We start from the raw sequence: 15367 nt of genomic DNA on the forward strand, positions 1-15367 counted from the left end.
CAGAAGAAATCCCATACAACGGTATCGACGATGACTGCGACCCCACCACCCCCGACGATGACCTTGACGGTGACAACTTTGATAATGCCGAGGACTGTGATGACAACAACGCTAACATCAACCCTGATGCAGAAGAAATCCCATACAACGGTATCGACGATGACTGTGACCCCACCACTCCTGATGATGACCTTGACGGTGACAACTTTGATACTGCCGAGGACTGTGATGACAACAACGCCAACATCAACCCAGACGCTATTGAAATCACAGGTAACCAAGTTGATGAAAATTGCGATGGCATCATCGAAGTAACACCTTCGGTGGAACCAATAGAACCCGAGCCCATGGAAATACGTGGCGATGAGATATTTATTTACCCCAACCCTGCCAAGGATTTCATCCACATTGAAAAGGGGGACAAATACCAATTCTTGGTCGAAATCTATGATGTAAATAAAAGGCTGGTATTTAGCGAACCAAATACATACCAACTAAGCATTCAATCACTCGCCAATGGCATCTATTTCCTTATTTATCAGGATGAAATGAGCAAAAGAGTAGTTAAAAAAATAATTATTAATCGAATCTAAAGTAGTTAATCAAATTTCATCACCTCACCAATAGGTTGTCCAGTTGTACCATTTGGGAAAGCGATTCCCAATAAGGTTGCAATCGTAGGAGCAATATCAGAAATCTCCGTGCGATTCACGGTACTTCCTTGTTGAATGCCTTTTCCATAAAGAAGCAAAGGCACATGGGTATCGTAAATTTGGGGCGATCCATGCGTGGAACCCGTTCTGCTGTACGAAATATAGCCTACATTGGGCACCAAAAGCACGTCACCAGAACGCTTTTGGTTGTAGCCATTCTGCAAAATATAAGGAATCCCATGGGTATATTGGTTCTCCCACATTTGTTGACCTGTGTATACCTGCGCAATCCCTTCGTAGGATAGCAGTTCCTTGGCAATAGCTTCTTGAGCATCATCCAAATCAATATCCAAATTGGCCAAAATGGTATGATCCAAAAACAGTTGATAGTTGGACAAGTCTCGGACTACATCAGTGGTTCCATAGGTATATTGTAGAAATGTATTGAACTTTTCGCGCATGCCACCCATATCCAAATATCCCGCGGGAATCTTTGAATCCATTAAGTAGGATGGCACATGGATTGCGGCATGATCGGCGGTCAGGAATACGGTGTATTCACCTTTGCCCACTTTCTCGTCCAAAGTGGATAAAATTCTGGCCAAGTCTTGGTCCAATCTAATGTAGGTATCCTCAATTTCCTTGGAATTTACCCCAAAAAAATGTCCTACATAATCCGTGCTGGAAAAACTGATGGCCAAGAAATCGGTTATGGTATCCGCTCCCAAATCCTCTCCTTCCAAAGCGGCCAAGGCAAAATCGGCCGTGATGCTATTTCCATAAGGGCTTCTCCTGATCAAATCGAACTGACCGTTCTGATCCCAAATGGCCGGCAAATCATGTGGAAAGGCATTACTGGTTTCACCTTTCTGCAATCCTTCATAATTGTTGGCATCCAGTCCACTTTCAACATAAGTTTCAATCGGTTTTAGCGTAGTCCAAGGCTTTTTGTATGTTTCAACCTTATCGGAAGCGTTAAAATCGGCCACCCACTGTGGCAGTTCGTCCATGTAGTAAGAACTTGTTATCCAATTTCCTGTTTCGCCACCTTCAAACCAATAGGCTGCATTCGCAGTGTGTCCTGCGGGCAATATAGCACCCCTGTCCTTCAGGGCCACTCCAATCACCTTTCCGCGCATTTGGGTGTGCAAACGCAACTGATCGGTAATGGTAGTGGTCAACATTCTATGTGGGGACATTTGTCCTAAATTCGAAGTAGTGCCAACGGATGCATAACTGTCATCACCGGCACAGTAGACGTCCTTACCCAATTCCTTATCGAACCAATCGTTACCAATAATACCATGTACCGCAGGAGTAGTACCCGTATAAATTGAGGTATGACCAGGACCTGTGCTGGTCGGCGCATAATTGAAATGATTGTTCTTGCAGTTAAATCCCTCATTAACCAATCGCTTAAAGCCTCCCTCTCCATACTGATTCCAAAAGCGGGTAAGGTAATCGTATCGCATTTGGTCCACCACAATACCAACAACCAATTTAGGAGAATGGGCAATTGGTACAGGCTCAGGTTCGGGCGCGTTGTTTTTTCTGCGTTGTCCATAGGTTAAACTGATCATGCACAAAGCCAAAACAGATAGGATAAGGTTAGTAGTTCTCATACAAAAGATTTATTCAAATAAGAGCAAAACTATAGATTTCTCCCGTTTAAAAATTTAAATGAAGGTTAAATGCTGCACAATATTCTTATTTTTATCATCTCAAGTCCATTAAACGCATGAAATACCTAGAAGCGATTGGAAAATACTTCATCATGATATGGGAAGTATTTAAAAAACCTACCAAGTGGCGCATCATGAAAACCTTGATCCTCAAGGAAATTGATGAGTTGATCTTTGGGGCCATGGGCATCATCATCTTCATCTCCTTTTTTATTGGTGGAGTTGTTACCATACAAACAGCCCTGAACCTAACCAATCCTCTCTTGCCTAAGAGTCTTATTGGGTTTGCAGCGAGGCAATCTGTCATCTTGGAATTTGCCCCCACTTTTACCTCCATCATCATGGCAGGAAAAGTTGGGTCTTACATAACATCCAGCATTGGAACGATGCGGGTTACCGAACAGATTGACGCCCTTGAGGTGATGGGCATCAACTCATTGAACTACCTTGTTTTTCCAAAAATTATTGCAACCATGATGTATCCCTTTGCGGTTGCGATTTCAATGTTTGTGGGCATTTTGGGTGGATGGGTTGCCGCAGTATTTGGTGGATTTGCGCCAAGTGGGGATTTTATACAGGGACTACAAATGGATTTTGATTCGTACCATGTAACCTATGCATTCATCAAATCGGTTGTGTTTGCTTTTGTGATTGCAACGGTACCCTCATACCATGGGTTTTACATGACAGGTGGTGCCCTCGAGGTCGGAAAAGCCAGTACCACCTCCTTTGTATGGACCAGTGTGGTGATTATTATAGCGAATTATGTACTAACGCAATTGTTGCTGGGCTAATGATACAGGTAGAAAACATACACAAATCCTTCGGGGATAACCACGTATTAAAAGGTATTTCCACAGAATTTGAAAAAGGGAAGACCAACTTGATCATTGGACAGAGTGGATCGGGCAAAACCGTTTTCATCAAATGTCTACTGGGGCTTTTTGAGCCAGACGAAGGCAACATTTACTACGACGGTAACTGCTATTCCGAACTTTCCATAAAGGAACGAAGAAATTTGAGGCAAGAAATGGGTATGGTATTCCAAGGAAGTGCCCTTTTTGATTCCATGACCGTGGAAGGCAATGTGATGTTTCCATTGGATATGTTCACCAACCAATCCCAGTCGGAAAAGCAAGACAGAGTAGATTTTGTATTGAAACGGGTAAATCTGGTGGATGCCCATAAAAGATTTCCCGCCGAAATTTCTGGAGGAATGCAAAAAAGGGTCGCCATAGCCCGCGCCATTGTAATGAACCCCAAATACCTGTTCTGCGATGAGCCGAATTCGGGACTTGATCCCAAAACTGCCATGCTGATTGATAACCTTATCCAAGAAATTACCCAAGAATACGATATCACCACAGTAATCAATACCCACGACATGAACTCTGTGATGGAGATCGGGGAAAAGATTATTTTTCTAAAAAATGGCTTAAAGGAATGGGAAGGGACCAATAAGGAAATTTTCAAGACCGATAACGAGGCCGTGACCAACTTTGTTTACTCTTCAGAACTGTTCAAAAAAGTGAGACAGATGTACATTGAAGAGCGGAATTGAATCGGCAGTACGGCTACAATCTCTCCTATACCGTTTAATATTAACCAAATCTTAATTTGAAAGTTGGGTTTAGTTAACGAAAAATCATCACTTTTCGGTAAAAATCAACCATGTATCGACTTTCACTTCTTTTCGCTTGTTTTCTTTTCACGTCAGCCACATTTTCACAGAACAAACCCGTCATCTATGTCGACATTCCGAGCCAGCAGAAACCTTGGAACCATATCGATTGGAATGCCTCTCCGGAGCAATTTCAGTTCGCTATCGTTACGGACAGGACTGGAGGTCATAGGCCCGGTGTCTTTCCAACAGGCATAAAAAAATTGAACCTACTACAGCCTGAATTCGTGATGAGTGTAGGCGACCTTATCGAAGGATACACCCAGGACACTGTGCGACTAAATGAAGAATGGAAGGAATTCAATGGCTTCATCTCGGAACTTGAAGCTCCTTTCTTTTATGTGCCGGGCAATCACGACATCACCAACGAGGTCATGGAAAAGAAATGGGAGGAAATGTTCGGTGTATCATACTATCATTTTATTTATAAGGATGTGCTTTTTCTTTGTTTGAATTCAGAAGATAACCTAAGGGGTGCTGGTAAAGGGACAATAGACGATGAACAGTATGAATACATTAAAAAAGTATTGGAAGATAACAAGGATGTAAAATGGACCTTGGCCTTTTTACATCAACCTTTGTGGGTGCAGGAAGACACCAAAAGATGGGACGATGTGGAAAAACTACTTCAAGACAGGCCTCACAACGTTTTTGCTGGCCACTACCATCGTTATTGGAAAACCCAAAGAAACAATGGGAAATACATCGCCTTGGCTACCACGGGAGGCGGAAGCAGGCTAAGAGGCAAAGCGTATGGAGAGTTCGACCATGTTGTGTGGGTCACCATGACAGATGAGGGGCCCATTTTGGCCAATCTGTTTTTGGACGGTATTTGGGACGAGAACGTAGTTACCGAAGAAATTGTGGATTTGGTACGAAACCAGCCTTTTCCTGTAAAAATAGAGCCTGTTTATGTGAACAAAGGAAGCACCGAAGAAATCAAAACAACAGTAAGAGCGACCAACAATTCAGACACAAAAATGCATATTTCCCTTAAGGGAATCACGCATGGTGATCTTTTCTATCAATTTGAAAAAACAGAAATCACTGTAGAACCTAACGATGTCGCCATCTTTGGGCTTACTATCCAAAATATTGAAAAAAAGGATTTGAACCGTCTCCCAGCGATGAACATTGAAGCGGAGGTGACCTACGAGTTCGACGAAAAACCCGATGTTCGGTTCTCCTCCAACCTACGGTATCTGCCATTTTATAAAAATAGGGTGGAAACCATCCAAAACGTTAAATTGGACGGCGACCTGGGCGAATGGAAGAACAGGGAGTGGATTGCCGTGGAACATATGGAAGGTTCTCCATTTGATTTTGACGGAAAGGAAGACTTCGAAATGAAATTCACCACTGCCTACGATAAGGATTATTTTTATGTTGCTATCGACGTCCAAGACAATAATTTTTATATCAAGGAAGAAGGCTCCTATTGGAATCAAGATGCGATTATAGTTGGTTTGGACGGCAGACCGCTCCATATCAGTGCCTTTAATGGAGGTGAAGGTCGTGGGACCGATTGGTTGGCCTTTTTGAGAACCTTCAAATCGAAAAACCCTATTTATAATGAGGACTCCCTTCCCGTTGCTGTCACATCTGCCTTAAAAAAGACGGCCACCGGAGCACAGCTGGAGATGGCCATACCCATGTCATATTTGGAAGAGATGAGCAATGGCCCATGGAATTCGTTGCGATTGGGTGTGGGCTATTATGATTTTGATGCCAATGAAGAGCCGACTACACATTTTTGGTTTCCGGCTTGGACAGAGAATAGCGATATTCCGGGGTCAGGAATGCTTTTCAAAAACTAGCAACTGGCTTATTCGGCCTCTTTGATGACCAAGGTGCTATCCTGCAAACGAAGTTTTAGCCAGGCTAGCATCTTTTTGGTGTCGGCTTGCTTTTGGGCAGCACTGACATCGTTCTTCCAATCCACTTCAAAAACAGGAATGGTATCCACCTTTTTGAAATCGGTACGCAGCTGGTAGGAAAATCCAAGAGCCTCAATGTTCTCATAATTTGCTTTTGCCTCGGCACTTATGTCCTGAAAAGGCACTTGTTTGCCTACATTCTTGGTCAAACTGGCCACCTCTTCCTCCAACAACCTGATTTGCTCATCCTTGTTCAAGAGTTCTGCCTTGTTCTTTTCGTACAGTTCGCTCACATAATTGAACTTTTCTTCAGAATCATCTTTCCCTCCTTGAATGATGTGAAGTTCCGCATCCTTCAGCCTATTATATTGATTTTTCTGTGTACGCCATGTGTTGACGACATTCTCAGGAACCGCTTCATCGCCCATGAACACCACTTCTATCAGGGAAGTACCATCATCCACATACTCCAGTTTAGTGAGATTGTCCACATACCTGCCAGCACCATTGAATTGATATATTTCCACAGTTTCCTGAAGAAAGCTTTGGGCCTGTTTCATAAAAAGGGATTCCTGGAATACATTGTAAAAGGTGAATCCTGCAGGGATCATTACCAAAATTCCGGTAATAGAGGCCAAACGTGCAATAAGTCTTCTCCGCTGCGAATTGGCATAACGCACCATGGGGAACCTCAAGAACTTGATGACCAAAAAAGTGGCCAATCCTATAAATATGGTGTTGATGATAAACAGGTACATGGCCCCCGCAGCATACCAAGGCTTCCCAATAGCAAGTCCAAAACCAACGGTACAGAGGGGTGGCATAAGGGCCGTGGCGATGGCCACACCGAAAATAACACTGGCGATGGTTCCTTTTTTGGCCCGGGCAATCACCAGAGCCAGTCCACCGAAAAATGCAATGAGCACATCCCGAATATCGGGCTTGGTACGCGCAAGCAACTCAGAGGACTCATCCCTTAAGGGAAACAGGTAAAAAAACAAAAATGCGGTGATGACACTCAAGGTAACCATTACCGTGAAGTTTTTAAGCGATCGTCGCAGTGTATCGATATCATTGATGGCCAGCGACATGCCCATCCCTAAAATGGGACCCATCAAAGGAGAGATAAGCATCGCTCCGATAACCACCGCGGTGGAGTTTGCATTCAACCCAATGGATGCAATAAAAATGGAGCACACGAGAATCCAAGAGGTATGTCCTTTAAAAGGGATATCCGCTATAATGGATTCCTTGGTGGCGGCTGCATCGGTATTGGAACGAATTTCCAATAGATCGGAGAGGAACTTACGAATACTCCCCAACAGCCCCTTAAAATCCTTTTTCACCTCATCGCCGCTATCCTGACCTGGAGAGGTATCCACTTGTTTTTGATCTTCACTCATGTATTATGCAAACTGATCCCCGAACGAATCCTTTACTTGGTTCAATACTTTTTTAATGTCCTGTTGTTTATCCTTCGGATAAATCAAAAGTACGTCTTCTTTATCCACAATGATGTAATCTTCCAGACCATCCACTACGACCACTTTGTCCTTTGGCGTGCGGATCATGTTGCCCTTGGCGTCTTCCAAAAGTACTTTGGCATTCACGACTGCATTGTCATTTGGGTCCTTATCCAACTTATCGTACAGTGCACCCCAAGTTCCCAAATCGTTCCAATCAAATGTTGCTGGCAACGTATAAATGGATTTGGATTGTTCCAAGATAGCGTAATCAATGGAGATGTTTTCCGCCATGGCATAGTTTTCTTTAATAAAGGCCGTCTCGTTGTCTGTGTTGTAAGCAGGGATTCCTTTTTCAAACAATGTATATTGACTTGGCTGATACTGTTTGAAGGCATTCACGATGGTCTCCACACTCCACATAAAAATTCCTGCATTCCACAAAAAGTTTCCTTGTGCCAAGAATTCCTTAGCGGTTTCATAATCCGGCTTTTCACGAAACTGTGACACCTTTTTCAAGTTGTCGTCACTTCCTTTTTCAAATTCGATATAACCAAATCCTGTATTAGGGAATGTTGGCTGTATGCCCAAGGTACAAAGGGCTTCTTCCTGTTGACACTTATCAAAACAGGCAATCACATCGTTTTCAAAAGCAGCCTCATCCTCTATCCAATGATCGCTTGGAGCCACGATCATCACCCCATTGGGGTTCATTTTCTGAATCTTTAAGGATGCGTACAAAATGCAAGGTGCGGTATTTCGCATGGCAGGCTCCAAAACCACTTGGTCTTGTTTAACCATGGGCAACTGCTGCAATACCAAATCGTTGTAACGCTCATTGGTCAAAATCAAAATGTTCTCGGTGGGAATAAATCGATTTAAACGATCAAACGTTTTTTGGATCAAAGTTCTTCCCGTTCCCAGCATATCGTGAAACTGCTTCGGATTGGCGGATGTACTCACGGGCCAAAACCGGGAACCTACTCCCCCGGCCATCAATACGGCGTAATAATTCTTGTTCATTTGTATATGTTCTTTCATTCCTGCGCAGGCAGGAATCTATTTTGATGTTTCACTACGAACGGTTCATTCAACCAATTCCACTTCGGCATTCGGTTGAAACAAATATACTCTCCCAGTGGACAATTCCACGCATTCATACCGCTTTACTTTTTTGTTTCCTTTTTTGAACAACCTGCCATTATACAACCTAAAAACACTTCCTGTCGGCAATTCATATACATAATGATGTTCCCGTTCCTGCTCATCAAAAGCTTTTAATGCAATCGAGAGCCTAGCATCCGTGCTACTGCTCGCCTTTGGGTTTTTAAAATGGTTCGCTATGATGGGCAACAATTGTGACGGAAATACTTCTGGTCGAATAAAGGGTACCATTAAATGCTGAAAGGTACGCTTCCACTCCATTCCGTGCGGTTTTATTCGACGACCATAGCTTTCGAAGGCCACCAAATGGGCGATTTCGTGCACGAGCGTGATCAAAAATCGATATTTGTTCAGCGAGGCATTTACGGTAATAAGGTGAAGTCCATTGGGCAATCTACGATAATCTCCATGCCGGGTGACGCGGTGATTCACAATTTTCAAGTGCACACCGTGGGTTTTGATCAATTCAAAACAGGGTGCCACGGCAAGCTCTGGAAGATATTTTTGAAGGGTGTCGTTCACAGTAACAAAGATATAGTTTATCGATATATCCCCTTCACATTGTTCCTACGGCGTACTATTGCTCACCTGCAGCAACTTGCCGTTGTAGAGTTTTTGCCCTGTCAATGCGAAATCCTTGATATAGGTCGCCATTTCCAAGGCGGTAACGGGAGCTTTGTACCCCGGAAAGGCTTCCTCCAACATTTCAGTCTGTACCGCGCCCAAGGCCAACACATTAAAACTGGGTCCGGTTTCTTTGTACTCCTCGGCCAAAAGTTCGGTTAGCGTAATCACGGCCCCTTTGCTGGAACTGTATGCGGAAAGTCCAGGAAACTTCATGCTGCCCTGTACTCCGCCCATGGAACTCACCGTTACCACATGGCCTTCTTGACCCATCATAGGCAAAACAGCTCTTGTCATCTCGGCCACCCCAAAGACATTTACTTTGTAAACCCTTTCGAATTCCTCTGTGGTCGTTTCGGAAAAAGGTTTATTCAACAAGCTACCGGCATTGTTGATGAGGACATCCACCACGTGCCAATCTTTCAAGAAGTCCAATAGTTTTTGATAGTCCTTTGGATTGCCCAAATCAAAGGGAAAGGAGTCTACATTGGGCAAATTGAGCTTCTTTACGGGTGCATCATTACGGGACAAAGCCAACACTTGATGTCCTTCCCTTGCAAAAAGTTTCACCAGTTCAAATCCTATTCCCCTGCTTGTTCCTGTTATTATGATATTGGCCATATTTATATTGCTTTTGTAATTCCCCCAACGTTGGAAATCTGAAAAACCTTCGCATTTGGACCGCCTCACTATCTATTAGGCAGACGCTCAATGCGATATTCTAACTTAGTTTAACTTGATGTCTTGACTGGCTGCGTTAGCTATTTGTTCAATGACTGGGATGCTCTTGTTCACCACGGTGGACATATGCTGAAAATCCATCAACGCCGGTTCATCCCCGGGTTTGTGATAAAATGCGAAATTGGTGAAATCAAAAGTACAGAAAGTGTGGGAAGGCACACCAAACTCCTCATGGAACGGATAGTTGTCCGACCGCTGATACAGATTGAACTCTTTTGCTGTTGGTAAAAACCCGACCAAGTTTTCTCCCGCATACTCATTACTCACCTCTGCCAAGTTTGACATTTCGTATCCTGTAATATACATTAAATAGTCCTTGTCCTGCATCGGAACCCCTGTCATCTCAAAATTGAGCATGGTGTATAGGTTCAAACCCTGCTCTTTTAACTTCTTGGCTAGGTGCTTTGACCCCAGAAGACCTTTCTCTTCTGCACTGAACAAGGCAAAAATTAGGCTACGCTTGTTGGTTTTCTGTGTTCCGAAATAACGGGCCATTTCCAAGACAGTAATGGTTCCTGAGGCGTTGTCGTTGGCCCCATTGGCAATCGCATCGCCATTTTCAGGTTTTACCGCTCCAATATGATCGTAATGTGCGCCTATCAGAATAAACTCATCCTTTAATTCAGGGTCGTTTCCCTCTATCATACCCACTATATTGTAGGCGGGTTTATTAAAATTGGAAAGGGTATCCCTGTAACTTTCAAAATAAGGTGTAAGCCCGTACGACTTGAAGTAATTTTCAATATAAACGGCCGCCATTTCAATGCCCTCGCTTCCGGCCTCTCTTCCTTTAAGGTCGTTGCTTGCCAAGTAGTTCATCATATCACCAACACGTTCGGCAGTAGTTGGAGCAAACGGGGTTTGGGTCATTTGACCAGAACCGCAACTTACCATGACCAGTGCGGCAAAAATAGAATACAATAGTTTCATCCCTGTTGTTTTTTGAAAGTTCTAAAGATAAAAAAAGCATCCCGAAAAGGATGCTTTCTATGTATAAGTTATGGAATGTCTATGCCAACATGGTCACTGGATTCTCCAAGTAGGCCCTCAACGTTTGAAGGAACTGGGCACCAGTGGCACCATCAACCGTTCTGTGGTCGCAGGCCAAGGTAATTTTCATGGTGCTTCCCACCACGATTTCACCATTTTTGACAACGGGTTTCTCCACAATCGCTCCTACGGATAAAATGGCCGAGTTGGGCTGATTGATAATGGAAGTGAACTCCTGAATACCGAACATACCCAAATTGGAAACGGTAAAGGTGCTGCCTTCCATTTCTTCCGGTTTGATTTTTTTGCTTCTGGCCCTTCCTGCCAAGTCTTTAACTGCACTGCCCAATTGGCTCAATGTCATTTGGTCCGCAAATTTGATGACGGGAACTACCAAACCTTCATCTACAGCAACAGCTACGCCCATGTGGACGTGATGCTTGTAAATGGTGGTATCCCCGTTCCAGGTGGTATTTACCTGAGGGTGTTTTTTGAGGGCCATGGCACACGCTTTCAACACCATATCATTGAACGACACCTTGGTATCGGGTAAATTGTTGATCTGCGCACGGGATGCTTTTGCATTGTCCATATCCACCTCAATGGTAAGGTAGTAATGTGGTGCTGTAAATTTGGATTCTCCCAAACGCTTCGCAATTACTTTGCGCATAGTGGAGTTTTTGACCTCCTCTACACTTTCCTCACCTACTGGCAAGCTTACTGGTGCCACTGGAGCAGCAGACTCTCCTGCTTTATCGGATGCAGCTGGAGCAGTTGGCTGTGCCGATGGCTTGAAGTTTTCAATGTCCTTTTTGACTATTCTTCCATTATCTCCTGTACCCTTTACATCGGCTAGGTTGATACCCTTCTCATCGGCTATCTTTTTGGCCAATGGTGAGGCAAATATGCGCTGACCGTCCTGTGCAGTCGTTGTAGTTTCCGTTTTTTGGGAAGATTCTTCAGTAGTTGAAGCCTCTTCTTCCTTGGAAGCTTCCTTCTTCGGTTTGTTCTTGGCACCACCGGATGACTGTGCTTTTAGGACGGCATCCACATCGGTTCCCTCTGGGCCAATAATGGCCAAAAGTGAATCAACGGGAGCTCCTTCGCCTTCTTGGATTCCGATGTGCAACAAGGTTCCTGCGTAGAACGATTCGAACTCCATGGTCGCCTTGTCCGTTTCGATTTCGGCCAAAATATCGCCTTCTTCGACCTTATCACCGACATTTTTCAACCAGCTGGCCACGGTTCCTTCTTCCATGGTATCGCTCAAACGGGGCATAGTCACTAATTCAACTCCATCAGGAATCTCTGCTGCTTCGCTGTCGTCATCCGAACTATCATCTGCTTCCGGCTCTGAATCCTTTTCTTCTTTTGAGGCATCTGAACCGCCTTCCGAACTGCCGTTCAATAGACCCGAAATATCTTCTCCCTCTTCACCTATTATCGCCAAAAGTGAATCAACCGGGGCTCCTTCTCCTTCTTGTATTCCGATATGGAGTAACGTTCCTTGATGGAAAGATTCAAATTCCATGGTAGCCTTATCGGTCTCGATTTCGGCCAAAATATCTCCTTCTTCGACTTTATCCCCTACGTTCTTGAGCCATTTCGCCACGGTTCCTTCTTCCATGGTATCGCTCAATCTAGGCATGTTGATTACTTCTGCCATCTAATTATAGTTTATGTTGTAAAAATGGATAGTCCTCTTGCTCGTAAACGGTATCGTACAATTGCTCCAATGGAGGGAAGTCCGACTCCTCGGCAAATTTCTCGCACTCTTTTACCAAATCCTTCACCTTCTTGTCAATCTTCTTAAGGTCGTCTTCAGTAGCGTATCCTTTCTCAAGGATTACGTCTTTTACCTGAGTGATGGGATCTATCTTTTTATACTCTTCTACTTCTTCTTTTGTTCTGTAATGCTGCGCATCCGACATGGAGTGACCACGATATCTATAGGTTTTCATCTCCAAGAAAGTGGGCCCACCTCCGGTTCTAGCTCGCTCAATGGCTTTGTCCATTTCTTTCGCTACGATGGCAGGATCCATTCCGTCCACAGGGCCACAGGGCATCTCGTAACCAAGACCTAGTTTCCAGATATCGGTGGAGTGTGAGGTACGTGCCACAGAAGTTCCCATGGCATAACCGTTGTTCTCACATACAAAAACAACAGGCAATTGCCACAACATGGCCAGGTTGAAGGCCTCGTGCAAGGAGCCTTGTCTAACGGCCCCATCACCCATATAACAAAGGGTCACAGAGTCTCTTTTAAAATATTTGTCTGCAAATGCCAAACCGGCTCCTAGAGGAATTTGCCCTCCTACGATACCATGTCCACCATAAAAGCGGTGTTCTTTGGAGAATATGTGCATGGAGCCTCCCATTCCTTTGGAGGTCCCCGTTACCTTTCCGTAAAGTTCCGCCATTACCTTTCTTGGGTCCACTCCCATCCCTATCGGCTGAACGTGGTTTCGGTAAGCGGTGATCATGCGGTCCTTTTCAAGGTCCATCGCATGGAGAGCTCCTGCCAAAACGGCTTCCTGTCCATTGTACAGGTGAAGAAACCCTCTTACTTTTTGTTGAATATACACAGCGGCAAGTTTATCCTCGAACTTCCTCCAGAAAAACATGTCCTCATACCATTTAAGGTAAACTTCTTTGGTGATTTTTTTCATCTACAGTAGTATTAAATGAATTTTCCCTGTGGTTGGGGACAGCAAAAATACATATATATCTGTTTTGGAAAAAGATTTGAATTAAGAATCATTCAAAAATGAGCCATCGAAGACCAAGGGCAATATATCGCCCATGGAGCTACATTTATAAATCTGGCCTTTTTCCGAGCCCATTATAATGGATATTGGTGACTGCTGCCTCTGCTCGTATTCCACAATGGACTGTCTACAATTACCGCAAGGTGCGGCCGGTGTGGCCCCTATCCTTTCAGATGGCAAGGTACTAATGGCTATGGCCGTGATGGCAACTCCTGGGAACCTAGCCCCAGCTTGAAAAACCGCCACCCTTTCGGCACAAAGCCCAGATGGATAGGAGGCATTTTCCTGATTATTGCCTATTACAACTTCACCATTTTCCAAAAGCACCGCTGCACCTACCTTGAACTTGGAATAAGGCGCATAGGCATTGGAACGGGCCGCTATGGCATCCTTTAACAATTTTTGGTCGTTTTGTGACAAGTCTGATAGCTTATCGAAGATGAGCAGATCAAAAGCAATTTTCCTTTTTAACATGCGATGTAGAGTGTATTCCAAAAATAAGAAAACCCGTCCGAGGACAGGTTTTTTTATGCGATGTATTTTGTGGTGCTTTAATCGTTGTAGAACTCCTCACCGATATCGAACCTAAGCGAGAATCGCAAGGTGTTTTCCAATGGGTTTCTAACTTGGGATGTTGAAAATAGATAGGAAAGGTCGATTTGTGCTGTTTTGTACTTAAATCCTGCTCCAAGGGTAAAGAACTTTCTAGAACCTTTTTCCTCACTCTCGTTAAAATAACCACTGCGCAACATGAAGGCTTCCCTAAATCGGTACTCTGCTCCAAGCGCCCATGTTACTTCCTTCAACTCTTCGCTGAATCCACCGGGAGCGTCACCAAAGGATTCAAAAACACCTTGAAAAAATCCTATATTTTGATAAACATCATTATCCTCTGCAGTAATCTGACCATCTGCAGGTGGATTACCATCTACACCTACGAAATCCCTTGGCGTTGGCACCAACAGTTTGTTGAACTCCGTGTTGATGGCCAATATATTGTCTTGGTCGAAAATAAAATCAAAACCACCACCGAATTTGAGGTTGGTGGGCAAAAAGTTTTCCTGTCCACCCTCATCGTATTGGATGGAACCTCCTAAATTGGAGATATTGAATCCTGCTCTCCAGCGACCATCAAAATTTTGATAGGCAATCTCTGGGGAACGGTAAAAACCGGCCACATCGACCGCAAATGAATTGGCGGCTTGTGAATCTTGCGTACCATCCTGGAACCTGAGATTGGAACTGATAAAGCGTCCTGCCACGGCCATGGAAAAAGACTGACTTAGTTTGAGGGCGTAGGACCCATCCAAAGCAAATTCGTTGGGCTTGACGATGGTTGCTGTTTGGTCAAAGGTTTGTCGCAATTCGATTTCACCCAAACCAAAATAGCGCAAACCAATGGCAAATGCGCTTCTGTCGTTCAATTTATTGTAAAAGTTGGCATTCAATAGGGAAACATCGTTGACGATGCTTTCCAAATAGGGGGTGTAACTGGCACCGATTCCCATTTTACGGTCGGCGAATGCATATTTAGCGGGGTTCCATTGTTGTGAATACACATCAAAAGACGTGGCCACACCCATATCGCCCATACCTGAGGCCCTAGCATCGGCCGCAATGGTCAAAAATGGAACAGCTGTGGTGATTGCTCTTTCTTGCTGAGCACTAAGTTGCGTTGCCATTATCAGGAAAGCAACCACGATCAATAACTTTTTCATTCTAAA

The 15367-nt window shown here is 44.1% G+C and carries 14 protein-coding genes; 4 read left to right on the forward strand and 10 right to left on the reverse strand.

Annotated features, from left to right (window positions below):
• Positions 1 to 593: T9SS type A sorting domain-containing protein (locus tag EO130_RS06010; protein ID WP_127140632.1), on the forward strand; the 593-nt coding region annotated here is incomplete at its 5' end.
• A 5-nt stretch (positions 594 to 598) separates the two neighbouring features.
• On the opposite strand, the gene pafA is transcribed toward EO130_RS06010, so the two are convergent.
• Positions 599 to 2275, reverse strand: coding sequence for an alkaline phosphatase PafA (gene pafA, locus EO130_RS06015; protein ID WP_127140633.1), 1677 nt, complete (start codon positions 2273 to 2275; stop codon positions 599 to 601).
• Positions 2276 to 2391: 116 nt separating this feature from the next.
• Here pafA and EO130_RS06020 point away from each other — a divergent pair, with 116 nt between their 5' ends.
• From EO130_RS06020 to EO130_RS06030, 3 genes are all read left to right on the forward strand, one after another.
• A complete protein-coding gene (locus EO130_RS06020; protein WP_127140634.1) occupies positions 2392 to 3129 on the forward strand; it encodes an MlaE family ABC transporter permease in 738 nt (245 codons plus the stop codon).
• On the forward strand, positions 3129 to 3896 hold the full coding sequence (locus EO130_RS06025; protein ID WP_127140635.1) for an ABC transporter ATP-binding protein: 768 nt from the start codon (positions 3129 to 3131) through the stop codon (positions 3894 to 3896). Before EO130_RS06020 ends, EO130_RS06025 begins: the two co-directional genes overlap by 1 nt.
• 110 nt (positions 3897 to 4006) lie before the next feature.
• The gene (locus EO130_RS06030; RefSeq protein WP_127140636.1) at positions 4007 to 5833 is read left to right on the forward strand and encodes a metallophosphoesterase; all 1827 of its coding nucleotides are present in this window, start codon (positions 4007 to 4009) and stop codon (positions 5831 to 5833) included.
• Between the two features lie 8 nt (positions 5834 to 5841).
• Here the strand turns inward: EO130_RS06030 and EO130_RS06035 are convergent, their stop codons facing one another.
• From EO130_RS06035 to porV, 9 genes are all read right to left on the reverse strand, one after another.
• Positions 5842 to 7296, reverse strand: coding sequence for a DUF389 domain-containing protein (locus EO130_RS06035; RefSeq protein ID WP_127140637.1), 1455 nt, complete (start codon positions 7294 to 7296; stop codon positions 5842 to 5844).
• Positions 7297 to 7299: 3 nt separating this feature from the next.
• Complete coding sequence (locus EO130_RS06040; RefSeq protein WP_127140638.1) at positions 7300 to 8379, reverse strand: mannose-1-phosphate guanylyltransferase; 1080 nt, start codon at positions 8377 to 8379, stop codon at positions 7300 to 7302.
• Between the two features lie 63 nt (positions 8380 to 8442).
• Complete coding sequence (locus EO130_RS06045) at positions 8443 to 9042, reverse strand: SprT-like domain-containing protein (protein WP_127140639.1); 600 nt, start codon at positions 9040 to 9042, stop codon at positions 8443 to 8445.
• A gap of 45 nt (positions 9043 to 9087) precedes the next feature.
• On the reverse strand, positions 9088 to 9765 hold the full coding sequence (locus tag EO130_RS06050; RefSeq protein ID WP_127140640.1) for an SDR family NAD(P)-dependent oxidoreductase: 678 nt from the start codon (positions 9763 to 9765) through the stop codon (positions 9088 to 9090).
• A 105-nt stretch (positions 9766 to 9870) separates the two neighbouring features.
• On the reverse strand, positions 9871 to 10815 hold the full coding sequence (locus tag EO130_RS06055; protein WP_127140641.1) for a M28 family metallopeptidase: 945 nt from the start codon (positions 10813 to 10815) through the stop codon (positions 9871 to 9873).
• 79 nt (positions 10816 to 10894) lie between these two features.
• Positions 10895 to 12541, reverse strand: a complete 1647-nt coding sequence (locus EO130_RS06060) for a pyruvate dehydrogenase complex dihydrolipoamide acetyltransferase (RefSeq protein ID WP_127140642.1) — start codon at positions 12539 to 12541, stop codon at positions 10895 to 10897.
• Between the two features lie 4 nt (positions 12542 to 12545).
• On the reverse strand, positions 12546 to 13544 hold the full coding sequence (pdhA, locus tag EO130_RS06065; RefSeq protein WP_127140643.1) for a pyruvate dehydrogenase (acetyl-transferring) E1 component subunit alpha: 999 nt from the start codon (positions 13542 to 13544) through the stop codon (positions 12546 to 12548).
• Between the two features lie 81 nt (positions 13545 to 13625).
• Complete coding sequence (gene cdd / locus EO130_RS06070) at positions 13626 to 14117, reverse strand: cytidine deaminase (RefSeq protein WP_127140644.1); 492 nt, start codon at positions 14115 to 14117, stop codon at positions 13626 to 13628.
• A 77-nt stretch (positions 14118 to 14194) separates the two neighbouring features.
• A complete protein-coding gene (gene porV / locus EO130_RS06075; protein WP_127140645.1) occupies positions 14195 to 15361 on the reverse strand; it encodes a type IX secretion system outer membrane channel protein PorV in 1167 nt (388 codons plus the stop codon).
• Positions 15362 to 15367 lie beyond the last annotated feature (6 nt).

It is taken from the genome of Flagellimonas marinaquae (assembly GCF_003992675.1).
Taxonomy (GTDB): domain Bacteria; phylum Bacteroidota; class Bacteroidia; order Flavobacteriales; family Flavobacteriaceae; genus Flagellimonas; species Flagellimonas marinaquae.